23 protein-coding genes are annotated in these 23868 nt (G+C 53.8%); 21 read left to right on the forward strand and 2 right to left on the reverse strand.

Annotated elements, in window-relative coordinates; translation table 11 throughout:
* Window positions 1–338: 338 nt before the first annotated feature.
* The 7 genes from B0W44_RS03785 (at window position 339) to B0W44_RS03815 (ending at window position 6719) form a co-directional block, all read left to right on the forward strand.
* Complete coding sequence (locus B0W44_RS03785; protein ID WP_077718842.1) at window positions 339–527, forward strand: glutamate decarboxylase; 189 nt, start codon at window positions 339–341, stop codon at window positions 525–527.
* 30 nt (window positions 528–557) lie between these two features.
* Window positions 558–1430 (forward strand): acetyl-CoA carboxylase, carboxyltransferase subunit beta, encoded by an 873-nt coding sequence (accD, locus tag B0W44_RS03790; RefSeq protein ID WP_077718843.1) that lies wholly within the window; start codon window positions 558–560, stop codon window positions 1428–1430.
* Complete coding sequence (locus B0W44_RS03795) at window positions 1415–2377, forward strand: acetyl-CoA carboxylase carboxyltransferase subunit alpha (RefSeq protein WP_077718844.1); 963 nt, start codon at window positions 1415–1417, stop codon at window positions 2375–2377. Before accD ends, B0W44_RS03795 begins: the two co-directional genes overlap by 16 nt.
* Window positions 2378–2623: 246 nt before the next feature.
* Window positions 2624–3583, forward strand: coding sequence for a 6-phosphofructokinase (gene pfkA, locus B0W44_RS03800; RefSeq protein WP_077718845.1), 960 nt, complete (start codon window positions 2624–2626; stop codon window positions 3581–3583).
* Window positions 3584–3685: 102 nt separating this feature from the next.
* On the forward strand, window positions 3686–5437 hold the full coding sequence (pyk, locus tag B0W44_RS03805; protein ID WP_077718846.1) for a pyruvate kinase: 1752 nt from the start codon (window positions 3686–3688) through the stop codon (window positions 5435–5437).
* A gap of 238 nt (window positions 5438–5675) precedes the next feature.
* Entirely contained in the window at window positions 5676–6110 is a 435-nt protein-coding gene (locus B0W44_RS03810) for an acyl-CoA thioesterase (RefSeq protein WP_418304086.1), read from the forward strand.
* Window positions 6111–6257: 147 nt separating this feature from the next.
* Window positions 6258–6719, forward strand: a complete 462-nt coding sequence (locus B0W44_RS03815) for an FxsA family protein (RefSeq protein WP_335582650.1) — start codon at window positions 6258–6260, stop codon at window positions 6717–6719.
* Between the two features lie 208 nt (window positions 6720–6927).
* On the opposite strand, the gene ytvI is transcribed toward B0W44_RS03815, so the two are convergent.
* Window positions 6928–8094 carry a sporulation integral membrane protein YtvI gene (ytvI, locus tag B0W44_RS03820; RefSeq protein ID WP_169835407.1) on the reverse strand — a complete coding sequence of 389 codons (1167 nt, stop codon included), beginning with the start codon at window positions 8092–8094 and terminating at the stop codon, window positions 6928–6930.
* A gap of 184 nt (window positions 8095–8278) precedes the next feature.
* Here ytvI and citZ point away from each other — a divergent pair, with 184 nt between their 5' ends.
* From citZ to B0W44_RS03885, 13 genes are all read left to right on the forward strand, one after another.
* Window positions 8279–9385: a citrate synthase gene (gene citZ / locus B0W44_RS03825; RefSeq protein WP_077718849.1), complete on the forward strand. Its 1107-nt coding sequence runs from the start codon at window positions 8279–8281 to the stop codon at window positions 9383–9385.
* Window positions 9386–9433: 48 nt separating this feature from the next.
* Window positions 9434–10681 carry an isocitrate dehydrogenase (NADP(+)) gene (gene icd, locus B0W44_RS03830; protein WP_077718850.1) on the forward strand — a complete coding sequence of 416 codons (1248 nt, stop codon included), beginning with the start codon at window positions 9434–9436 and terminating at the stop codon, window positions 10679–10681.
* A gap of 14 nt (window positions 10682–10695) precedes the next feature.
* Window positions 10696–11634 carry a malate dehydrogenase gene (gene mdh / locus B0W44_RS03835; RefSeq protein WP_077718851.1) on the forward strand — a complete coding sequence of 313 codons (939 nt, stop codon included), beginning with the start codon at window positions 10696–10698 and terminating at the stop codon, window positions 11632–11634.
* A 262-nt stretch (window positions 11635–11896) separates the two neighbouring features.
* The gene (locus tag B0W44_RS03840) at window positions 11897–12610 is read left to right on the forward strand and encodes a response regulator transcription factor (protein ID WP_077718852.1); all 714 of its coding nucleotides are present in this window, start codon (window positions 11897–11899) and stop codon (window positions 12608–12610) included.
* Window positions 12607–14388 (forward strand): two-component system histidine kinase PnpS, encoded by a 1782-nt coding sequence (gene pnpS / locus B0W44_RS03845; RefSeq protein WP_077718853.1) that lies wholly within the window; start codon window positions 12607–12609, stop codon window positions 14386–14388. Before B0W44_RS03840 ends, pnpS begins: the two co-directional genes overlap by 4 nt.
* A gap of 139 nt (window positions 14389–14527) precedes the next feature.
* Window positions 14528–15550 carry a PstS family phosphate ABC transporter substrate-binding protein gene (locus B0W44_RS03850; RefSeq protein ID WP_077718854.1) on the forward strand — a complete coding sequence of 341 codons (1023 nt, stop codon included), beginning with the start codon at window positions 14528–14530 and terminating at the stop codon, window positions 15548–15550.
* Between the two features lie 95 nt (window positions 15551–15645).
* A complete protein-coding gene (pstC, locus tag B0W44_RS03855) occupies window positions 15646–16569 on the forward strand; it encodes a phosphate ABC transporter permease subunit PstC (protein ID WP_077718855.1) in 924 nt (307 codons plus the stop codon).
* A complete protein-coding gene (pstA, locus tag B0W44_RS03860) occupies window positions 16569–17444 on the forward strand; it encodes a phosphate ABC transporter permease PstA (protein WP_077718856.1) in 876 nt (291 codons plus the stop codon). Before pstC ends, pstA begins: the two co-directional genes overlap by 1 nt.
* Before the next feature lie 24 nt (window positions 17445–17468).
* Complete coding sequence (gene pstB / locus B0W44_RS03865) at window positions 17469–18233, forward strand: phosphate ABC transporter ATP-binding protein PstB (protein WP_077718857.1); 765 nt, start codon at window positions 17469–17471, stop codon at window positions 18231–18233.
* 193 nt (window positions 18234–18426) lie between these two features.
* Entirely contained in the window at window positions 18427–19095 is a 669-nt protein-coding gene (gene phoU / locus B0W44_RS03870; protein ID WP_077721243.1) for a phosphate signaling complex protein PhoU, read from the forward strand.
* 177 nt (window positions 19096–19272) lie between these two features.
* Complete coding sequence (locus tag B0W44_RS03875) at window positions 19273–19716, forward strand: disulfide oxidoreductase (RefSeq protein WP_179947366.1); 444 nt, start codon at window positions 19273–19275, stop codon at window positions 19714–19716.
* 86 nt (window positions 19717–19802) lie between these two features.
* Entirely contained in the window at window positions 19803–19988 is a 186-nt protein-coding gene (locus B0W44_RS03880; protein ID WP_077718858.1) for a hypothetical protein, read from the forward strand.
* 148 nt (window positions 19989–20136) lie between these two features.
* Window positions 20137–21216 (forward strand): M42 family metallopeptidase, encoded by a 1080-nt coding sequence (locus B0W44_RS03885; protein ID WP_077718859.1) that lies wholly within the window; start codon window positions 20137–20139, stop codon window positions 21214–21216.
* A 77-nt stretch (window positions 21217–21293) separates the two neighbouring features.
* Here B0W44_RS03885 and B0W44_RS03890 read toward each other — a convergent pair whose 3' ends face one another.
* A complete protein-coding gene (locus tag B0W44_RS03890; protein WP_077718860.1) occupies window positions 21294–22682 on the reverse strand; it encodes a sigma-54 interaction domain-containing protein in 1389 nt (462 codons plus the stop codon).
* 255 nt (window positions 22683–22937) lie between these two features.
* On the opposite strand from B0W44_RS03890, the gene B0W44_RS03895 reads away from it, so the two are divergent.
* Window positions 22938–23855 (forward strand): proline dehydrogenase family protein, encoded by a 918-nt coding sequence (locus B0W44_RS03895; protein ID WP_077718861.1) that lies wholly within the window; start codon window positions 22938–22940, stop codon window positions 23853–23855.
* Window positions 23856–23868: the final 13 nt, after the last annotated feature.

A 23868-nucleotide genomic window follows, 5' to 3' on the forward strand; every position in this document is an offset into this window, starting at 1 on the left:
ACGTAAACGAGTGCCTTAACCTGTTGTCGTTATTGACTGGATTGGAAAAATCGGTTCTTGTCTATCACGGTGTGATGAGTGATAACTAATAGGTCCATTTTTGTTGCAATCATTGTGGGGCTTTCAACATACGGCTCCGCTTTCATTTTTCTGCCTTCTGTTATTTTGCCAATCTGCTAACTAAAATCATGTATAATAGAATTAAAAATAAGCTCGCATCGGCTGGGGGTCAATATTGGCCGCGCATGTCTGTTGCAGGGGCTTATGCGATTTGATATGATGATGCCAGCTTATACCGTGCGGAGGAGTCGGGGGACGTAAAGGAGGGGCGAGGATGTATGTGGACCGTCATCTACATTGCGTCTAACGAGGAGCAAGCAGAACGGATCCAAGAGCGATTGTCCGCGGAAGGGTTTATGGTGGACGTTCGCCAGGCGAAGGCGGCGCGGAAACAGTACGAAATCCTCGTGCCGGAATCGGAAGTGGAGGAAGTGCAGGAAGTTTTGAGCTCGATTCTCCATTCGTGATTGCGACGTTCGAGAGAGGTGCTGACACGATTGCTGAAAAACATATTCTACAAAAAAAAGAAGTACGCGACGATTCCTTCTGAGCAGTCCAAGCGGGACATCCCGGAAGGCATCGTGTCCAAGTGCAAAAAGTGTGGGACGATTACATACGCCAAAGAGCTGGAGAAAAACGACAAAGTGTGTCCCAAGTGCGGTTACCACTTTCCTCTGACGGCTGATGAACGGATTAACATGTTGGTAGACGGCGGCACGTTTTTTGAATACGATACGGACCTCAGGACGGAAGATCCCCTCGGCTTTCCCGATTACGGGCAAAAAATTAGAAAAGATATGGAAAAAACGGGTTTGACCGAAGCGGTGGTGACGGGAGAAGGGACTATCGGCGGGTACCCCGTCACGATTGGCGTGATGGACTCTCGCTTTCGCATGGGGAGTATGGGTTCGGTCGTCGGAGAGAAGATTACGCGGGCGATCGAACGGGCGACGGAGAAGGGCTATCCCCTCCTCTTGTTTTCGGCATCGGGTGGAGCGCGGATGCAAGAGGGCATTTTGTCGTTGATGCAAATGGCGAAGACGAGTGCCGCCTTGGAACGGTTGCACCGGGAGAAGGGGTTGTTTATCTCAGTGCTGACGGACCCGACGACGGGCGGGGTGTCTGCCAGTTTTGCCTCCCTCGGCGACATTAACATGGCCGAGCCCGGGGCGCTGATCGGCTTCACCGGTCCCCGGGTCATAGAACAGACGATCCGCCAGAAACTGCCGGACGACTTTCAAACCGCTGAGTTTTTGCTGGAACACGGACAGTTGGATTTGGTCGTGCACCGGCACCAATTGCGCGAGACACTGACACAATTACTCGATCTTCACCACTGCAAGGGGGCTGAGGAATGGCCGGCCCGCTAAAGTTTGAAATGCCGCTGATCGAGCTGCGGCAAAAAATTGACGAACTGAAATCTTTTACCACAGGGAACACAATGGACTTCAGCGAGGAAATCGAGCGGCTGGAGGAACGTTACCGCACGCTGGAACGGGAAATTTACGACAATCTCACCCCGTGGCAGCGCGTGCAGATCGTGCGGCACGCCGAGCGCCCGACGACGTTGGACTACATTTCATACATTTTTACCGATTTTATCGAGTTGCACGGCGACCGCGTGTACGGTGACGATCCAGCCATCGTAGGGGGGCTCGGCAAGCTCAACGGGTTGCCGGTGACGGTTGTCGGCCACCAGAAAGGGAGAGACACGAAAGACAACATCCGCCGCAACTTCGGCATGCCTCATCCGGAAGGCTACCGCAAAGCGCTGCGTCTGATGCAGCAGGCGAACAAATTTGGCCGCCCCATTATAACGTTTATTGACACGCCTGGCGCTTACCCGGGGAAAGGGGCTGAAGAGCGCGGACAGAGTGAGGCCATCGCCCGCAACATTCGGGAAATGGCGGGTCTGGACGTCCCGGTCGTCAGTGTCGTGACCGGGGAAGGGTCCAGCGGCGGGGCCCTCGGCATCGGTGTCGGCAACGTGATCATGCTGACGGAGCACGCGTATTACTCCGTCATCGCTCCCGAATCGGCCGCTTCGATTTTGTGGAAAGACGTGTCCAAAGCCGAACAGGCAGCGGAATCGCTGAAGATTACAGCCGAACACGTCGTCGCCCTCGGCGTCGGGGACAGGATCATCCCTGAACCGCGGGGTGGCGCGCACAAAAACCCGAAACAACAGGCGGCCGAGATCAAAAAGGCTTTGCTGGACGTGTTGCCGCCCCTGCTGCAGAAAGATGCTGAAACACTAAAGGCCGAGCGGTATGAAAAGTACAAAAAAATGGGAAAAATGGCGACTGTCACAGAGTAGGTAAACCCGGATACCGGGTTCCCTTTTTTGTCCCGCATGGACAAATTTTGTCCCTGTCGGCTCTTGTAGGTGAGGGCTTGACCTGAACGAACCTTATGTTGTTCTAATACACTTCTTCCTTCGTCGCGGGTTACGTCATGCTGTGTTTGACTTGATCTTTGTGATGCCCAAATGAAGGCCAAGAGAGGAGCAAAAAGGTGACATCTTTCCGAATGACGAAACATTTTTTACGGGGAGGCGCATGAGATGAATCGGTTAGCAGTGTTGACGAGCGGAGGCGATGCCCCTGGAATGAACGCTGTCATTCGCGCCGTCGTGCGCAAGGCCGTGTACCACGAATGTGAAGTGTGGGGTGTGTACCGCGGTTACAGCGGCCTGATCAATGACGACATGGTGCAGATGGATTTAGGTTCCGTCGGCGATATCATTCATCGGGGCGGCACGATACTGTACAGCGCCCGTTCGGAAGAGTTTATGACAGACGCAGGACAGGATAAAGCGTGTGACAATTTAAAGCGCCGCGGCATTGAGGGCGTGATCGTCATCGGCGGCGACGGGACCTTCCGCGGGTCGGAAAAGCTGGCCGAACGGGGCATCCGCACGATCGGCGTGCCCGGAACGATCGACAACGACATTCCCGGGACAGATTTTACCATTGGATTTGATACGGCGGTGAATACGGTCATTCACGCCATTGACAAAATTCGGGATACGGCGACGTCCCACGAACGGACATACATCATTGAAGTGATGGGTCGAGATGCAGGGGATATTGCCTTGTGGGCCGGCCTCGCAGGAGGAGCCGAATCGATCCTCATCCCGGAGGCGTCGTTTGAAATAGAGGAACTGGTGGAACGCCTAGAACGCGGCCGCAAGCGGGGCAAAAAACACAGCATCATCATCGTGGCCGAAGGCATTGCCAGCGGAGTCACCATCGGGGAAAAAATAAAGGAGCGGACGGGGTTGGAAACGCGCGTCACTGTCCTCGGACACCTTCAGCGGGGCGGATCGCCTTCGGCGCTGGACCGCGTGTTGGCCAGCCAGATGGGGGCCATGGCGGTGGATTTGTTGCTCGCGGGCGAAACCCGTAAAATGGTCGGCATTCGTTCCAACCGCCTCGTTGGGATTAACATGTCGGAAGCCTTGAGCCAGAACAGCGAACTGGACATGGACATGTATCACTTGGCTGGTATTTTAGCGATTTAAAGTAAGGGCCAGTGTTCTTGCATTGAACGGTCAAGGTCACACGGCCAGCTTCTCGGGGTAATCCGCTGTTCGAGGATGAAATGCACATAGGGAGTGAGCAGAGTGAGAAAGACGAAAATTGTGTGTACCATTGGTCCAGCCAGTGAAGATTTGGAAACGCTCAAAAAGATCATTGAAGCGGGTTGCAACGTGTGCCGCTTAAATTTTTCACACGGGGACTATGAAGAACACGGGAGGCGGATAGAGCGCATAAGACAAGCCGCCCAGGAAACGGGGCGCACGGTGGCGATTTTGCTGGACACGAAAGGGCCGGAAATTCGGACCGGTGACTTAAAAGAGTCAGAGGTGGAACTGGTCACCGGGGAACAGATCGTGTTGACGGCAGAAGAGATTTTGGGCGACGCCAAGCGGATCAGTATTTCATATAAAGATTTGGCCAGAGACGTGACGGTCGGCTCGACGGTGTTGATTGACGACGGCCTCATCGGACTGGAAGTGCGGGAGATTCACGGCGCGGACATCACGTGTCAAATCGTAAACGGCGGCATCTTGAAGAGCCGAAAAGGGGTGAACGTCCCTGGCGTGAGTGTGAATCTGCCCGGCATTACGGAAAAGGACGCCGATGACATACGCTTCGGCATTGAGCAGGGCGTCGATTTTATTGCCGCTTCGTTCGTTCGCAAAGCGAGCGACGTGCTGGAAATTCGAGAGCTGCTGGAAGAACACGGCGCCGACATCCACATCATTTCCAAAATAGAGAATCACGAAGGCGTTGCCAATTTAGAGGACATTTTGGAGGTGTCCGACGGCTTGATGGTGGCGAGGGGTGACCTCGGCGTGGAAATCCCGGCGGAGGAGGTTCCCCTCGTCCAGAAGGAAATGATCGCCATGTGCAATCGGGTGAACAAGCCGGTGATCACGGCGACCCAAATGCTCGACTCCATGCAGCGCAATCCCCGACCGACCCGGGCTGAGGCGAGTGACGTCGCCAATGCCATTTTTGACGGGACGGACGCGATCATGCTCTCCGGAGAAACGGCTGCGGGCAAATACCCGGTGGAGGCGGTGGAGACGATGGCCCGCATCGCCGTCCGCACAGAGGATGATTTAAACTACCGCGAGGTGCTGTCCCACCAGAGCCGACAGCAACAAATGACCATCACCGATGCCATCAGCCAGGCCGTCGCCAATACGGCCCTCGATCTGGAGTGCCCGGCCATCATCACGCCGACACAGAGCGGGTACACAGCGCGAATGGTGTCCAAGTACCGCCCGAAGGCGGACATCATTGCCGTCACCCCTGACTTGCGCGTGATGCGAAAATTAACCCTCGTCTGGGGTGTGACCCCGGTCCTCGGGGAAGAAGTGGAGACGACAGATGACATGTTGACGAGTGCCATTGAAACGTCGGTGAGAAACGGTTACGTCGCCCACGGTGATCTGGTTGTCATTACGGCAGGTGTCCCCGTTGGGCAGACCGGCACGACGAACTTGATCAAAGTCCACGTCGTCGGCGACATTTTGTTAAAGGGACAAGGTGTCGGGCAGAAAGCCGTTTCTGGACGTGTCGTCGTCGCCAATTCAGTAGAAGACTACCGCCGTAAAATGACAGAAGGTGCCATCCTCGTCACGAAAGGGACGGACCGGGATATGATGGAGTGGTTCCAACAGGCGGCGGCAGTCATCACGGAAGAGGGCGGCTTGACGTCGCACGCTGCTGTCGTCGGGCTCAATCTCGGCATTCCGGTGGTAGTCGGCGTGGAAGGGGCGACCGAGGAGCTGCAGGACGGGATGGTTGTCACGGTCGATACCGCCCGCGGCCACATATACGCCGGCAAAGCGAAAGTGTTATAAGGACTGAGAAAAAAGCAACCTGAAACGGTTGCTTTCGTCTTGTCTGGCGATAAATGGGAGATCATATCGGAAGATCATATCAAATAACGCGTAGTTTTGGGAACACCCACCAGCGCAACTTTCTGCGCATTTGCTTGCGTTTGCGCCGCTTCATGGGAATTCTCCTTTCATCGTTGAATGATGATCCAGTGTTCTTTAACATTATGTGTAGCACAAATGGAGAATATGTACAATGGGAGTGTCAAGGTTGGCAGACGTCTTTCATACAACCGTGCGTGTGCGCTATCAGGAAACGGACCAAATGGGGGTCGTGTACCACAGCAACTACTTCGTCTGGTTTGAAGTGGGGCGTACTTCCCTGATACGAAAACTGGGTGTGTCGTACCGGGATCTGGAAGCGAAAGGGATTATCCTGCCGGTCATTGAGGCAAATTGTACATATCAGTCCCCGGCTCGTTATGAAGACGTCGTGCGGATTGAGACGACAGTGGCCGAACTCACTCCGGCCAAGATCCGGTTTCAGTACCGGGCGGTCCGGGATACGGATGGAGAAGTGCTCGCCAACGGGTATACGTTGCACATGTGGGTCAACCGCGAGATGAAACCGGTCAACTTGAGGCGGAAATGGCCGGACATTTATCAATTGTTGCAGGCGCCTATTTCTACACAGTGAACCAGGGGGACCGGCAAAAAGTAGCTTTCACGGCGTGGAATGATTCTGAAGATAACCGGTTTGCGGTTTCCAGAGGGGCAACAGGATGTCGTGTTGTTCGCCACACTGCGTCGGACTTTGCGCGCCTGCTGAAGGTTTTGATCCCTTATGGCAGGCCCATGTAAGATCATGCTTCGCCGCCGGGAGCGGGGGATGTCAGCCTGTTCGCTGTCAGTGTGCGTCGAACGAGAGTGGATGAAAGAATTGGTCCGCTTCAAGGGAGGTGACGTGTTGCTCTTACGCGTGTTAATCTTCATCCTGATTGTGGTCCCTATCATCGAAATTTGGGCCCTGTTGCAAGTAGGGGAATGGATCGGGGCGTGGCCGACCGTTCTCGCCGTCATCGCCACCGGGATTGTGGGGGGTTATTTGGCCAGGTGGCAAGGGCTGCAAACTTATCGCCTCGCGCAGTTACAGATGCAGAGGGGAGAGCTCCCGGGAGATGCGCTGTTAGACGGCATCTGTATCCTAACGGGAGGACTTTTACTCTTGACGCCGGGCTTTTTCACTGACAGCGTCGGCTTTGTTCTCCTCCTTCCCTTGACGCGGGGGTTGTCAAGCTGTGGCTGAAGCGATGGTTCAACCGCCTCATTCGTGACGGGACGATCATCACCATTCGCCGGTGGCACTGAAAACATAAGGAGTGTCACAAGGTTGGCTTCCTGACGGTTGGTCAGCGAGATTTCTCCACCCTGCGTTGCGTTCTCGATGCACTCAGGCGACGCTAGTCGGAGACGTCACTCGTGATGCGTGGAGAGGCGGGTAGTTCCTTGCAAGGTTAAGCCCGGTTAGCTGACCGTCCGGCGATGTAGTCTAACGTGTCGTGAAAGACGCGGGCGCGGTAAAGCGCCATCAGGATGACCATCAAGGTTGGGCCGACGATCAAGCCGATAAAACCGAACAACTGCAGTCCGACGAACAAAGCGATGAGGGTCAGCAAAGGGTCGAGGCCGATATTGGACGCATACACTTTCGGCTCCACGAACTGTCGGACGACAATCGTGATGATGTACAAGACGGTCAAGCCGATGGCCAGTTTGTAATTTCCGGCAATGAATAAATAGACGATCCAGGGCACCATCACCGCCCCTACGCCGAGATACGGAAGCAGATCGACCAGACCGATGACGAGAGCTAGTGTGAGAGCGTAATTCACCCGTAAAATCATGAGGCCGACTAGTATAATGATGGCGGTCAAGGTGATGAGTGTCAACTGGGCCCGGACAAACCCGACGAGTGCTTTTTTCAGATCCGTGAGCACCATATCGCCGCTGTCCCGCACGACCCTCGGCAACAAGTTGCGGACGTTTCGATGCAGGCGGCGCCAGTTCTTGCTGATAAAGAAACTTCCCAGAACGATGACGACGAGTACCGTGAGGATAAACGGCATGTTGCCGAGGAATTTGCCGAGACCGGCGATAAATCCAGTAATGAAACCGGTAATCAGTTCGGCGAGGGACTGTAAACTGTTTTGCAAGCTTTCCGTCAATTCACCCGATTGGACCGTCCCAGTGAACCTTTCCAACTGTTCCAGGGACGTCTGAATCGTTGTTTCCAGATGGGTGAATACGGTTCCTTGGCTTACGAACCAGTCGGCCACACGTTCACTGATTTTGTCAATGTTGTTTTGGATAAATTCCACAAGGCGAGTCAGTTCATTGATAATGCGCACAATAATGAGCGTGAGCAAGGCCGAAAGAGTCCCCAGTACGAGGAGCAGGGACAGTGTCGTCCCTCCCCAGCGGGGTATGCGCCACTTCGTCTCGAGAAAGCGGACGAGGGGCTCGATCATGAAAGCGATAAGCCAGGCGAAAATAAACGGGTAAATTAAGGGAATAGTATACCGTAGCACGACAAAAGCCGCAACCACGACAAACAGAACAAGTGCCGCTCGCCAGATGATGCCGAGAATGTGAAACAGACGTTCTTGCCGCTCGCGATCCATGGTAACGGACGACTCCTTTCGTGCAACGGGGTGCGAATGCGTACCGTTACATTCAATTTTACTGCTTTGTTTCATTACATACAAACGGTGGTCGCAAGGGCCAAGCATTCACAAATGTCAGGAAAAAGCTTATAATATGAGTCGGGATTTTATACGCCAATCGCCAAGTAAAAGGAGAGATTATATGACAAAGGGACTAGAAGGTGTTGTGGCCGTTACGTCTGAAATCAGTTCCATCATCGACGGTGTCCTTACATATCGCGGGATTAACATCGACGATCTCGCCGACAACGCCTCCTTTGAAGAAGTGCTGTACCTGCTGTGGCACGGCGATCTGCCTAACCGCACACAACTGAATCAATTACGAGATCAATTAAACCGCTACAGTGACATTCCGGAAGAGATTGTCAGTCAGATGAAGTCGTACCCGAAGACGGCGAATACGATGGCTGTCCTGAGAAGCGTGGTCTCGGCATTGTCGTTGTATGACGAACAAGCTGACGATATCTCCCGGGATGCCAATATGGAAAAAGCGATAAAGCTCACCGCACAGCTCCCCGTGTTGATTACGGCCTATAACCACTATCGCCACGGCCGAGAGCGGGTAAAGCCGAACCCGGACTATTCGTTTGCCCAAAATTTCTTGTACATGTTGAACGGGGAAGAGCCGACCGACGTCGCTGTACAAGCTTTTAACAAGGCATTAGTGCTGCACGCCGACCACGAGTTAAACGCTTCGACGTTTTCCGCACGGGTGACGACGGCGACCCTGTCGGACATGTACTCTGCTGTCACGTCTGCCATCGGCACGTTAAAGGGTCCGCTCCACGGCGGCGCCAACGAGCAAGTGATGGCGATGTTGGAAGAGATCGGCACAGTGGACAACGCCGAAACGTACATTAAGCGGAAACTCGACGCGAAAGAGAAGATTATGGGCTTCGGCCACCGCGTGTACAAGGACGGCGACCCCCGGGCCAGACATTTGCAGCAGATGTCGCGGCAGTTGGCTGAGCAAAAAGGGGATACGAAGTGGTACGACTTGTCGGTGAAAATCGAGCAGATTGTGGAGAGGGAAAAGGGACTCAAGCCGAACGTCGACTTTTACTCCGCCTCTGTTTATACTTACTTGGGGCTTCCGCGGGACTTGTTCACCCCGATTTTCGCCATGAGCCGCATCTCCGGGTGGACGGCCCACATTCTCGAACAGTACGACAACAACCGCCTGATTCGTCCCCGGGCAGAGTACACGGGACACGGAAACCGACCGTACGTTCCGTTGGAAGAACGCTAGCACTGTTTTTAGATCACGATACATAAACGCTTAAGAAGGAGGAGACGTATGGCACCGAATTTTGAAAAATACGATTTGCCGACGGAAGGACAAGCGATTACGATTGAAAACGGGAAACTGAACGTCCCGGACAACCCCATCATCCCGTTTATTGAAGGGGACGGAACGGGCCCCGACATTTGGGCAGCTGCTTCACGCGTCCTCGATGCAGCTGTGGAAAAGGCGTACAACGGCAAAAAGAAAATCGCTTGGTACGAAATTTACGCCGGAGAAAAAGCTCACAACAAGTTTGGAGAGTGGTTGCCAAAAGACACGCTGGAAGCAATCCGTACATACATCGTCGCCATCAAAGGGCCGCTCACGACCCCTGTTGGCGGCGGATTTCGCAGTTTGAACGTGACTCTCCGCCAGGAGTTGGACCTGTACGCCTGCGTTCGTCCAGTCCGCTGGTTCCAGGACGTGCCGTCCCCACTGAAGCGGCCGCAAGACGTGGATATGGTCATCTTCCGGGAAAACACGGAGGACGTCTACTCTGGCGTCGAATGGGCAGCCGGCTCAGAAGAGGCGAACAAACTCATTGACTTCATGAAAAACGAGTTGGGGGCGAACGTCCGCGAGCAGTCCGGCATCGGAGTCAAGCCGATCAGTGAATACGGCAGCAAGCGCCTCGTCGCCAAAGCGATTGAATACGCCATCGAGAACAACCGCAAGAGCGTCACCCTTGTCCACAAGGGCAACATTATGAAGTACACGGAAGGAGCTTTCAAAAACTGGGGCTACGAAGTGGCAAAGGAACGGTTCGGCGATGTCACCATTACAGAAGACGAACTGTGGAACGAATACGGCGGCAAACAGCCAGAAGGTAAAATCGTGATTAAAGACCGAATCGCCGACATCATGTTCCAGCTGGCTCTGTTGCGTCCGAAAGAGTTCGACGTTCTAGCGACGATGAACTTGAACGGCGATTACTTGTCTGACGCCCTGGCAGCACAAGTAGGCGGTATCGGAATTGCCCCGGGAGCGAACATCGCCGATCACCTGGCCCTGTTTGAAGCGACGCACGGCACGGCTCCCAAGTACGCGGGACAAGACAAGGTCAACCCAGGTTCAGTGTTGCTTTCCGGAGTCCTCATGCTGGAGTACCTCGGATGGAACGAAGCGGCCAAATTGATTTACGATTCGATGGACAAGACGATCAGCCAGCGAACGGTCACGTACGATTTTGCCCGACAAATGGAAGGGGCAACGGAAGTCAAGTGTTCGGAGTTTGCAGACAAGCTCATCGAAAACTTGTAAGGAGGAGCTAGCCATTGGCTTTTAAACGACGAAAAATTTCAGTCATCGGTGCCGGATTTACAGGAGCGACGACCGCCCTCATGCTGGCTCAAAAAGAACTGGGGGACATCGTTCTCGTCGACATTCCGAAACTGGAAGACCCGACGAAAGGAAAGGCGCTGGACATGCTGGAAGCGAGCCCGGTTCAAGGGTTTGACGCCAACATTGTCGGGACGAGCGATTACGAGGAAACGGCCCATTCCGACCTCGTCATCATGACGGCCGGGATTGCCCGCAAGCCGGGGATGAGCCGCGATGACCTCGTCAATACGAATGCTGGGATTATGACCTCGGTGACGGAGTCCGTCGTCAAGTACTCGCCCGAGACGTACATCCTCGTGTTGACGAACCCGGTAGACGCCATGACGTACGCCGTGTACAAGGCGTCCGGTTTTCCGAAGAACCGCGTCTTCGGGCAGTCCGGTGTCCTCGATACGGCGCGCTTTCGCACATTTGTCGCCCAAGCGCTGAACGTTTCAGTAGAAGATGTCACCGGTTTTGTGCTCGGGGGACACGGAGACGACATGGTACCGATGCTCCGTTACTCTTACGCCGGCGGAATTCCGCTGGAAAAGTTGTTGCCGAAGGAGCAATTGGAGCAGATTGTGGAACGGACGCGCAAAGGCGGCGGCGAGATCGTCAATCTGCTCGGAAACGGCAGTGCTTATTACGCGCCGGCCGCTTCCCTCGTGCAGATGGCTGAAGCGGTTCTCAAAGACAAAAAGCGGATTTTGCCCGCCATCGCGTACTTGGAAGGTGAGTACGGCTATCGGGACATGTACCTCGGTGTCCCGACGATCATCGGCGGCAACGGGTTGGAAAAAGTGATCGAACTGGACTTGACAGACGAGGAGAAGAAACTGCTGGACAAATCCGCCGAATCCGTAAAAAAAGTGCTGGCGTTAGTCAAATAAAGGATGTGCGGTTGAACTCTTAAGGGTGAGGTCTGAAGGCCTCACCCTTATGTGTTTTTTCCTGGGACGACGGGGTACCACATGGCAACGACACTGCTTATCATTGTCAAAACACTCTTTTTGCGTTAAAACTAAGGTGACGCAATCTTGACATTCCTCATAAGAGGGAAAGGTATGGTTTAAGACAACCTTCCTCCTGTCACGAGACGTGCAAAACGCGAATGTGAAAGCATTTGACAACCGAACGGAGAGGGGCGTACGGATGGCCAAACGCATACTCGTCGTCGATGACGAACCGTCTATTACGAAATTAGTGTCGTTTAACTTGGAGAAAGCGGGCTATGACGTCGACACGGCAGCCGACGGTCAGGCAGCGCTGAAAAAAGTCCAGGATATCCAGCCTGATCTGATCGTACTCGATCTCATGTTGCCTAAGGTCGACGGGCTTGAAGTATGTAAACGGCTGAGGCAGGAAAACAATCACATTCCGGTCATCATGCTGACGGCCAAAGACGAAGAACTGGACCGGGTGTTGGGGCTCGAGTTGGGAGCGGACGACTATGTGACGAAACCGTTCAGCCCCCGAGAGCTCGTGGCCCGGGTCAAGGCGGTATTGCGCCGCTCGGCAATCAAGGATGCCCTGGAGCAGGCCGACGCAAAACAGAAACCCCTTGTCATCGGGGATTTAGTCATCGACGTGGAAGGGTATGAAAGTTATGTTCAAGGAAAACGGCTGGAGTTAACGCCGAAGGAGTTTGAACTGCTCGTGTACATGGCGACACACCGCGGCACAGTCCTGTCCCGGGACCAGCTGTTGAATGCTGTGTGGAACTACGACTTCGTCGGCGATTCGCGCATCGTCGACGTTCACGTCAGCCACTTGCGCGATAAAATCGAACCCGATACGCGCCGTCCCCTTTACATCAAAACTGTGAGGGGGATTGGATACAAATTTGAAGGGCCAAAGGAGACATGAGAAAATTTCGCAACCGCCTCACCCTCGTGTTCGTCCTGTTGATCGGGTTGTCTGTCGGGGTCCTCGGTGTGTTCGTCAGCCACCTCATTGAACAGTCGTACGTCGATTGGCTGTCGGAGCGGCTGACGAAAGAGACCCGTCTCTTGGCGGACACGGTGGAATGGCGGGAAGACGTGGCAACGATGGACCGCTTGGCGGAAACGTACAGTGCGTCCCTCGACGTCCGCATCACGTTCATCGCAGCAGACGGAACAGTCGTTGGCGATTCGGAGTCCGATCCGACGACGATGGAAAACCACGCAGACCGGCCGGAAGTGGGGCAGGCGTTGGACGCTTCGGTGGACGTGGGAGAATCGGTCCGCTACAGTGCCACTGTCGAGGAAGAACTGATGTACATTGCCCTGCCGGTCGTCCGGGACGGGGAGACGGTCGGCGTGGTGCGGGCGGCCATGTCGCTGGAGGCGATTAACGATTCTATCCGAAGTATCTGGATGTCCCTCTTCGTGGGACTGTTGCTCCTGCTTCTCGCGGCAGCGTTTGTCAGTTCCAGCCTGGCCCGGGGGATTACGCGCCCCATCGAGGACATGACGCGCTTTGCCCGCGGCATCACGCGGGGCGATTTTGCCCGTGACCCAGTCCGTGTTAAAAGCCGGGATGAGCTGGGGCAGTTGGCCCGGGCCCTCCACCACATGTCGATCAGTTTAGAGCGCCAGCTGGACGCGATCCGCGAAAGTGAGCAGCGGTTGAAGAGTGTCATCGAGACGATGCCGAGCGGTCTGTTGCTCATCGACCCCGAAGGGACGATTGTGCTCGTCAACCCGGCGATTGAGGAGATGCTCGGGTTCAAATCGGCGGAGCTTACAGGGAAACCGTACGCCCATTTTGCCCACGTGTACGATTTGGAGCAGTTGATCAAAAGGTGTACACAGTCTCGGTCCAACGTGCGCGAGGAACTCCACCTCTATTTCCCGAAGGAGCGCATACTGGAAGCGAGTCTGTCGCCGGTCGTGGATGATGCAGAGCGCATTGTGGGGATCGTCGTCGTCCTCCACGACATGACGGCAATCCGCCGCCTGGAGAAAATGCGCAGTGAATTTGTGGCCAACGTCTCCCACGAAATCAAGACGCCCGTTACAGCGATCATTGGATTTACCGAGACGCTGTTGGACGGGGCGTTGGAAGACAGGGCGACGAGCCGCTCTTTTTTGGAAATTATTCAAGAGGAGAGCCGTCGATTACACCGCTTAATCGGCGACATCCTCGATTTGTCCAACATCGAATCGCGGGAACTGTCACTCAACATTGAGACTGTGGACATCAGTCACCTCGTGCGCACGACAGCGGAAACGTTGATGTCGCAAGTGGATGAGAAGGACCTGTCCCTCCACCTGCACCTCCCGGCAGAACTGAAAGCGGACGGGGACAAAGATCGCCTTCGGCAGATTGTGGTCAATTTGCTGTCGAATGCCATCGCCTACACACCGCGAGGCGGGAGTATTGACGTCACAGTGGCGGCAGAAGGCGAGCGGTGGAGGCTGGAAGTCGAGGACACTGGCATCGGCATTCCTGAAGACGACTTGCCACGCATTTTTGAGCGGTTTTACCGCGTCGACAGAGCGCGTTCCCGCGAATCGGGAGGGACCGGGCTCGGGTTGGCCATTGTCAAGCATTTGGTGGACGTCCTCGGCGGCTCCATTGACGTCGAGAGCAAAGTCGGTGCAGGGTCCACGTTTACGATTACGTTCCCCTACAAGAAGGAACCCACTGGTGATCGTTAAGACACCGAGTGGGTTCTTCTCTTTATACAACTTTACAATCTCTTAACATTTCATTAATCCTCAGACAACACTCCCTCACTATAGTGAAAGCTGTGGAAGGCAGAACACAACTCTATTTGGAGTAGGGAGGACGAATCGGTTGAACAGACAGAAAGTATTGGTCGTGTTGGGAATTTTCGTCTTAAGTCTCAGCCTTCTAGCTGCTTGCAGTCAGAGTAGCGGCACGGAAGACGGCGGTGCGTCCGAAGAAAACAGTGAACCGTCCGAAGAAAGCAGTGGAGCTGCTGGAGAAGAAGGTGAAGAGCTAACGGGGACCGTCGTCATTAACGGGTCTAGTACGGTTTACCCGGTCGGCATGATTGCGGCCGAACAGTTTATGGCGGAACATCCGGGGGTCAACGTGACAGTTGGCGATGCCGGGTCGGGTGCCGGGTTTGAAATGTATGCCGCCGGCGAGATAGACTTCTCAGAAGCGTCCCGTCCGATCAAGCCGGAAGAAAAAGAAGCGATTAAGGAAGCGGGTATGACACCCGTCGAGTACACGCTCGGCTATGACGGCATCACGGTCGTCGTCAACGCAGAGAACGACTTCGTCGATCATTTGACAGTGGAAGAGTTGAAGAAGATATGGAGCGCCGACAGTGACGTTCAGACGTGGGCCGATGTGCGTGACGGTTGGCCTGAAGAGGAGATCGTCCTCTACGGTCCGGGAACGGAATCCGGTACGTACGACTTCTTCATCGAAGCGATCATCGGGGAAGAAGAAGGGGCGGCTTTGCGCTCTGACTACACGGCGAATGCCGACGACAATATTTTGGTTCAAGGTGTTGCCGGTGACCCGTACAGTCTCGGGTTTTTCGGATACGCCTACTACGCAGAGAATCAGGACCAGTTAAAAGCGGTCCCCATCGATAACGGTGACGGACCGGTGGAACCGTCCATCGAGACCATTTCTGACGAAAGTTACACCCCCCTGTCCCGTCCGCTGTTCATTTACCCGAACAGTGAGAAAATGAAGGAAAATCCTGCCCTGAAACCTTTTGTACAGTTTTACCTGGAAAATGCCAAACAGTTTGTGGAAGAAGCGGGCTACGCGCCGCTAGACGATGCCCATTACGAAGAGCTTTTGCAAAAGTTTGAAGAAGCGCACGTAGATGTGTAATCCCGTTTCCCGTGCAAGCATTTTAAGAAATTTTCAGGGAAATGTGGCGTTCGAACAGAAAAACGCCACATTTTGCCGTGACAAGGAGAGGGGTTATGGCTCACTACGAGATAGAACGAACGCATCCATCGTTTATCAAAGGCTCTCACAAAGGGCGCAAGTGGGATAAGATTGTACCGGCCTTTTTGTTTGTTTGTACAATGATTTCTGTCCTGACAACTGTTGGGATCGTCCTGACGTTAGTGCTGGAATCCCTGCCATTTTTTGCTGATGTTTCGGTTTTACAGTTTTTAACCACTTTAAGATGGTCGCCGCCTGCCGGCGATTTCGGAATTTTGCCCCTCGTCAGTGGTACGTTGCTCGTGACAGTGCTGGCGATGCTCGTGGCGCTTCCCATCGGAATGATGAGCGCCATCTACTTGAGCGAATACGCTCCAGATCGCGTTCGGCGGATCGTGAAGCCGGTATTAGAAATTTTGGCTGGCATTCCGACCATCGTCTACGGTTTTTTTGCGTTGACGTTCGTGACCCCGCTGTTGCGGGAGATGATACCGGACATGGGGCTGTTTAACGCGCTCGGCGCCGGCGTCGTCATGGGGATCATGATTATCCCGCTGGTGTCGTCCCTCAGTGAGGACGCCATGTCGGCTGTCCCCCGGCATTTGCGGGAAGCGGCGTTCGCCCTCGGGGCGACCCGCTTTGAAGTCGCGTGGAAAGTTGTCGTTCCCGCGGCCTTGTCGGGCATCATCTCGTCGTTCGTCCTGGCGCTGTCCCGGGCCGTCGGGGAAACAATGATTGTCGCCATCGCAGCCGGTGCGACGCCAAAACTGACGTTCAGCCCTTTGGAAAGCATTCAGACGATGACTGGCTACATCGTACAAGTGAGCGGCGGCGACATATCCTACGGCAGTGTGGACTACAAGTCGATATTTGCCGTCGGGATCACGTTGTTTGGGATGACGTTGCTTTTAAATTTGCTCGCACAGTTTATTGCCCGGCGCTTTAAGGAGGACTACTGATGGTGAACCAAGATCCGGTGCTCGTCAAACGCGCTAAAACCCGGCGGATGAAGAACCGCTTCTACCAGTCGTTGTTCTTTGCGGCGACGTGTGTCGGAGTCGTCGTCCTCGTCGTGTTGATCGTGGACATCCTCCGCAAGGGGATCGGGGTTCTCAACTGGGACTTTCTTACGTCATTTAACTCTTACCGACCTGAAAATGCCGGCTTGCGCGGCGCTATTGTCGGATCGATCTGGATCATCGCCATGACCGCCCCCTTAACGTTCGTGATCGGGGTGTGTTCGGCCATTTATCTGGAGGAGTACGCGAAGAAAAACCGGTGGACCCGCCTCATCCAGTTAAACATTTCTAACCTGGCCGGCGTTCCTTCGATTGTGTACGGATTGCTCGGTCTGGCTTTGTTCGCCAGGGGTTTCGGGTTGGGACGCAGTATTTTGGCGGCAGCCCTCACGCTGACACTGCTCGTGTTGCCCATCATCATTGTAGCCTCACGTGAGGCGCTGGCCAGTGTGCCTGATTCGTTGCGCCACGCTTCCTACGCGTTGGGGGCGACGCGGTGGCAGACCATTTACCGCGTCGTGCTCCCCCGCGCGTTCCCCGGAATCATGACCGGGACGATTTTGGCGTTGTCCCGTGCCATTGGGGAGACGGCGCCGCTCCTCGTCGTCGGGGCGATGGCGTACGTTGCCTTTAGTCCGCGTGACGTGTTTGACATTTTTACAACGATCCCCATTCAAATATACAACTGGACGTCGTTACCACAGGAAGAATTTAAACAATTGGCTTCGGCCGGCATTATCGTCCTGCTGGTTCTGTTGCTTACGTTGAACGCCTTTGCGATCCTGATGCGCAACAAGTATCAAAAACGGTCATAACGAGGTAGGAAGAGAGGTCACGGTATGGATCAGCGTAACACGATGGTACGAGTCCGTCATCTCAATTTGTACTACGGGAACACACAGGCCCTGTCGGATATTGTGCTCGATGTGCCGGAACGTTCGGTGACGGCTTTGATCGGGCCGTCTGGGTGCGGAAAGTCGACATTTTTGCGGACGTTGAACCGCATGAACGATTTAATCGACGGCGTCACAATTGAGGGAGAGGTCCGCATCGGCGGCGTCGACATTTACAAAGATGACGTCGATGTCGACATGCTGCGCAAGAGCGTCGGTATGGTGTTCCAGGCACCGAACCCGTTTCCGAAAAGCATTTTTGGCAACATTGCCTACGGCCCGCGCATCCACGGTATCCGCCAAAAGCGGGAGTTGGAACACATTGTGGAAAAATCGCTGCGTGACGTCGGTTTGTGGGAGGAAGTGAAAGATCGCCTGGATGACAGTGCAACCGGCCTTTCCGGCGGGCAGCAGCAGCGCCTCTGCATCGCCCGTTCCCTTGCCGTCAACCCCGATGTGTTGCTCATGGACGAACCGACATCTGCCTTGGACCCCATTTCCACGGCGAAAATTGAAGAGCTGGTTCAGCAGTTAAAGGAACAGTACACGATCATCATCGTCACGCACAACATGCAACAGGCGGCGCGCATTTCGGACCGGACGGCATTTTTCTTAAACGGTGAATTGATCGAATACAACGATACGGCCACACTGTTTTCGAACCCTGACAATCCCCGGACGGAAGACTACATTTCCGGGCGGTTTGGTTAACCGTCTGCCTTATGCTCTTGGGAGAACTTGACCGATAATGGATCGGGCAGACATTGTGCTGGGAAACCGTTCTGTTCGCCGGTGAGAATGCATATCGCTTCTGGTTATCGCCACCGCTTTTGTTGGTGCCGCCCCAGGAGAGGTGGGTCACAGAGGCAAAACGGTTTTAACGGCTCTATTTTTAAATGGAAGGATGAGGAACGTGCAGCGTCAGTCGTTTCACGCAGAGTTACAGGCCTTGCAGCAGCTGTTGCTCGATTTGGGGGAACGTGTGGAAATTGCCATCAGTCAGTCAATTCTCTCCCTCAAAAATCTGAATCGCAAGCAAGCCGAAGGCGTCATCGCTAAAGACGTGGAGATTGATAAAATGGAAGAGCGGATTGACAATGGGGTGATCAAGCTAATCGCCACCCAGCAGCCGGTGGCAAAAGATTTGCGCCGCATTGTCACAGCGATGACGATTGCTTCCGATATGGAGCGCATGGCCGATCTAGCCCAGAACATTGCCGAAATTACCGTGGTGTTTGTCGAGAAAAACCTGGAACTGTTTAAACCGTTGGAAGACCTTCCTCGCATGGCAAGGCTCAGCCAGGAGATGGTGCACGACGGGATTAATAGCTTTATCGACGGAAATGTCGGATTGGCGAAAAAAATGGCGCAACGAGACGATGAGGTCGACCGGCTTTACCATCAGATTGTCCGCGAACTCACGGAGTACATGATCGACCGCCGCGAGTGGATTGAACCGGCCACCCAGCTCGCGTTCGTCGCCCGCCACCTGGAGCGCATCGCCGACCACGCGACGAACATTGCGGAGAGCGTCGTTTTCATCGAAACGGGAAAGCGGGCAGATTTAAATTAAGGCCTGGATCTGGGACGTACGGCGTCGACACGCGAGCTTAGTGTCGGAGTGTTGATCTAACAGAAGACTCCTGTCGACGATTATTTTTTAAATGTGGCAGGCTTCCGACCCGTAACGGTATGGTAAAATGTAATCGTGTAACTGTTAGTTCGACGCGGAAGCAAGGGGTTAGGAACCATGTCACAAAACAGGTTGATCACGGCCTTGCGAGAACGGAACCTGTTCTTGGCGTGGGTCGTGGCGTCCACTGCTCTGGTGGGGAGTCTCTACTTTAGTGAAATTGCCGGGTTTGTCCCGTGTGAACTCTGCTGGTACCAGCGCGTTTTAATGTACCCGCTCTTTTTGTTGCTAGGGATTGCGAACTTCAGACGCGATCGTTCGGTCACGTACTATGCACTGCCGTTTACGATTGTGGGCGGAGCGCTCTCCCTATTCCATTACGCGATGCAAAAAACAGGTTGGTTTTCCAGTTTTTCCCCTTGTGCCGAAGGTGTACCGTGCAGCGGGGAGTACATTAACTGGCTCGGGTTTATCACGATCCCCTTTTTGGCGTTAGTCGCTTTCATCTTGATAGGATGGTTGTTATGGATCGGCCGGAAAGTAGAGGATTCTTTCCGTTAAATGGGCAGTTTGAGCAGAGGAGAGGCAGCCCCTCTCCTCTGCCTCTCCTCCAGCTGTTCGCATGGGGGAGGGGGGAGTTCGTTGCCGTGAGATTGGCTGCCTTTGGCGGACTCCTCATTTTTGCGAAGCTGGATGTTCTTCCGGACTGTTATCGCAAAGCGAACGATGGAACGATCTCCTCCGAACGATGCGCAACTCCCGCTGTCGCTTCTTCAGGACAGCCATCTACCGGCTGTTTTTTTATTTTCTTGCAGCATGTGTTTCCGTTTTAGCACCTTTTTCCACGGCAAACGCTTTCCACGGGTGTCCGTCTAAGCTTTCACTGCCATTTGTATTGGTTGGAGCAGTGAGAAGCGTTCAGCTCTACGTGGAATAGCTTAGTAAACATGGTGCAAACTAGTCGAAAAGGAGTGCACCAGAATGGACCAGGAGTTGACAATCCTTAAAGAATTGACAGAAGCCGACGGCGCCCCCGGGTTTGAAGGGGAAGTGCGCGATGTGATGAAACGCCACATAGAGAGCGTGACGACAGAAATTTACACTGACCATCTGGGAGGGATTGTCGGGAAATTAGGGGAGTCCGGACCGAAAGTGCTCTTGGCCGGACACTTGGATGAAGTCGCCTTCATGGTGTCGAAAATGATGGATAACGGGTTTTTGCGCTTGCAACCCCTTGGCGGATGGTGGGGTCACGTCATGTTGTCACAGCGGGTGAAAATTAAAGGGCGCGACCGGGACGTCATCGGGGTAATCGGTTCGAAACCGCCCCACGTTTTGCCCCCCGATGCAAGGAGCCAAGTTGTCAAGACCGAACACATGTTTATCGACATCGGGGTTGGAAGCCGGGAGGAGGCCGAAAACGCCGGTGTACAAGTGGGCGATCCGGTCATCCCCATTTGTCCGTTTGAGGAAATGGCCAACCCGAAGTATTTACTCGGGAAAGCGATGGACAACCGCACCGGCTGTTATATGGCCCTTCAACTCCTCAAGCAATTGAAGGACCAGCCGACGCCGAATCAAATTTATGCCGGTGCCACTGTGCAGGAGGAGGTCGGACTGCGGGGAGCGACGACTCTGGTGCGGACCGTCCAGCCAGATATAGCCATTGCCCTCGACGTTGGCATCGCGGAAGATACACCGGGCATGGAATCCGAGTCCAAAATTGCGTTGGGAAAGGGTCCGCTCATCACCTTTTATGACGCTACCATCATCCCGCACCGCACACTCCGCGACCGGATTGTCCAAATTGCGCGCGAGCAGCACATCCCGTACCAAGTGGAACTGATGGGCGGCGGCGGGACAGACGCCGGGAAATTCCACCTTTACGGCGAAGGGGTCCCGTCCATCGTCATCGGCGTCCCTTCCCGTTACATCCACAGCCACGTCTCCGTCGTGCACCGCGACGATTTGGAAAACGGGATTAAGTTAGTGAAAGCTTTCTTGCAACAACTGGATGAAGAAATGCTCAAAGAGATTGTACACGGTATATCTTCAGAGTGAATCTGACGACGACGCAAGATCCTTGGGCAACTAAGGTCGTGCTCCTGTTGTGGCACGGACGATTCACGTTCGTCGCACTACGGTTTTTCCACTGCAATCCCGTACTTTTTTATCTTTTGGTACAGTGTTGCCCGGGAAATACCGAGCATTTTGGCGGCGGCACTTTTGTTCCCGTACGTTTTTTTCAGTGCCGCTTCGATGCGTTCTTTTTCCAGCATCGTCTTTTCCTCGGCCAGTGACGCTTCCCCTTTGGATTTTTTCACCGCCATCCTTTTAGGGAAAAAGTGACGCAATTCGCTCGGTTTGATCTCACCGCCCTCTGCCAAAATCATCACCCGTTCCACAATATTGCGCAATTCCCGAATGTTTCCCGGCCAGTCGTATTCCAGGAAGACGTGCATCGCGTCTGCTGAGATTGAAGGCATCGGTTTTTGGTATTTAATGGAGAGCTCGTGCAAAAAAAAGCGAACGAGTTCGGGAATATCTTCGATGCGTTCCCGTAGAGAAGGAATCGGGAGAGACACGACGTTTAAGCGGTAAAATAAATCTGATCGGAAAGATCCTTCCTCCACCATTTTCTCCAAGTTGCGGTTCGTCGCGGCAATCACGCGCACGTTGACCCGTTTAGGAGTTGTCCCGCCGATGCGGTACACTTCGTTTTCCTGTAACACCCGTAACAGCTTCACTTGCATCTCGAGGGGGAGTTCACCAATCTCGTCCAAAAACAACGTCCCCCCGTCTGCCAGTTCAATTTTTCCTGGCTTTCCTTCTTTCGCCGCCCCTGTGTACGCACCCCGTTCATATCCGAACAACTCGCTTTCAAACAGCGCGTGAGGGATGGCGCCGCAGTTAATGGGAATGAACGGTTTCTCGTTACGCAAACTCGTCTCGTGGATCGCCTGGGCGAACAGCTCTTTGCCCACGCCGCTCTCTCCGAAGATGAGGACTGTCGCGTCCGTTTTGGCCGCTTTCATCGCCAACTGTACCGTCTGCTGAATGGCGGCGCTTTTGCCTTTAATTTTGGAAAAGGGGCTATCCAACTGTTTGCGGTAAACTTGGTGTTTGAGCTGATGCAGTTCCGACGACGCCACAGACAGCTCTTCATTCAACTTGACGGTGTGGGTAATGTCCTGTTCGATGGAAAGGGCACCGATGAGGCGGCCCTCTGCATCGTAGACCGGTGACGAATTAATCATGACGTGTTTGTCCGGACGGGGGCGGTGGTACACATCGCGCACGGGCTGCTCCGTCTCGAGCATCTGCAGCACTTTTAAGTCTTCTTCGCGGAAAAAATGCTTAATTTTTTTGCCGACGATCTCATCGTGGCGAATGTTGTAGGTCCGTTCGGCCCCCTTGTTCCAAAAAAGGACCTCCCCTTCCCGGTTGATGACGGCAATGGCGTCACGGCTCGTCTCAAGCAAGGCTTTTAAATAATAAACAGTTCGTTCACCGAGGTGTAATGTCACGATGCATCACCTTGACACGTAAAATGGAAAAAAGTGACCGATGACGTTTCCTTTGATCATATGTAAAATCGTCATACAAAAGATATACAAAAGTGTAAATAAATTATACACTTCGCTGAAAAAATGTAAACCCTTTCTTTCGTTATCTGCAGAAATTTGTTATTTTCCACACCACATGTTACTTGGCACGCTTATTGCTAAATTGTTGTGTGACGGGAGATAAATAAGGAAAAAGACAGAAGGAAGCAGGACAGCATGGAAAAAGTTTTGAGAAATTTCTTCTTATACTTGGCGAATCATCAAAGGTTAAACCAGTTGGCCAAAAAGCACGGCCTTCGTTTTGGAGGGAGGCGATTTGTGGCCGGTGAGACACTCGCAGAGGGCATCGACGTGATTAAAGCGTTAAACAGACAAGGAATGATGGCCACCCTCGACCACCTCGGCGAGTTTGTGGACAGTGAGGAAGAAGCGAACGCCATGGCCGAGCACTGTATAGAGGCCATCGAATCCATCGCAAAGGAAAAGGTGGATGCGAACCTGTCGCTAAAGCTTACCTCAATGGGCTTGGACATTGCATACGACCTGTGTTTGCACAACATGGAGCGCATCCTGGAAGTCGCCCGGAAATACCGTCTCTTCGTGCGCATCGATATGGAAGACTACGCCCATTTGGAGAATACGTTTGCGATTTTTCACGACTTGCGGGAACGGTACGACAACTTCGGGTTGGTCATCCAGGCGTATTTGTACCGCAGTGTGGACGATGTGAAGGCGTTAGCCGAATGGAAGACGAATCTGCGCTTAGTGAAAGGCGCTTACAAAGAATCGCCGGAGGTGGCCTTTCCAGACAAAAAAGATGTGGACGAGAACTACAAGAAGATCATTCAACTGCAGTTGGAAAGCGGTAACTACGCCGCCGTCGCCACCCATGACGAGAACATGATCGCTTTTACGAAACGACTGGTCAAAGAACGGGACATTCCGTTGGACCGATTTGAATTTCAAATGTTGTACGGCATCCGGCCTGAACTGCAAAAACAGCTGGTGCGAGAAGGGTATCGCGTCCGCATTTACGTCCCTTACGGGAATGACTGGTTTGGCTACAACATGCGGCGCTTAGCCGAGCGACCGGCCAATGTCGCGTTTGTCTTGAAAGGCATCGTCAAACGTTAACGAGAAACACCTT

It is taken from the genome of Novibacillus thermophilus (assembly GCF_002005165.1).
In the GTDB taxonomy this organism is placed as follows: Bacteria; Bacillota; Bacilli; order Thermoactinomycetales; family Novibacillaceae; genus Novibacillus; species Novibacillus thermophilus.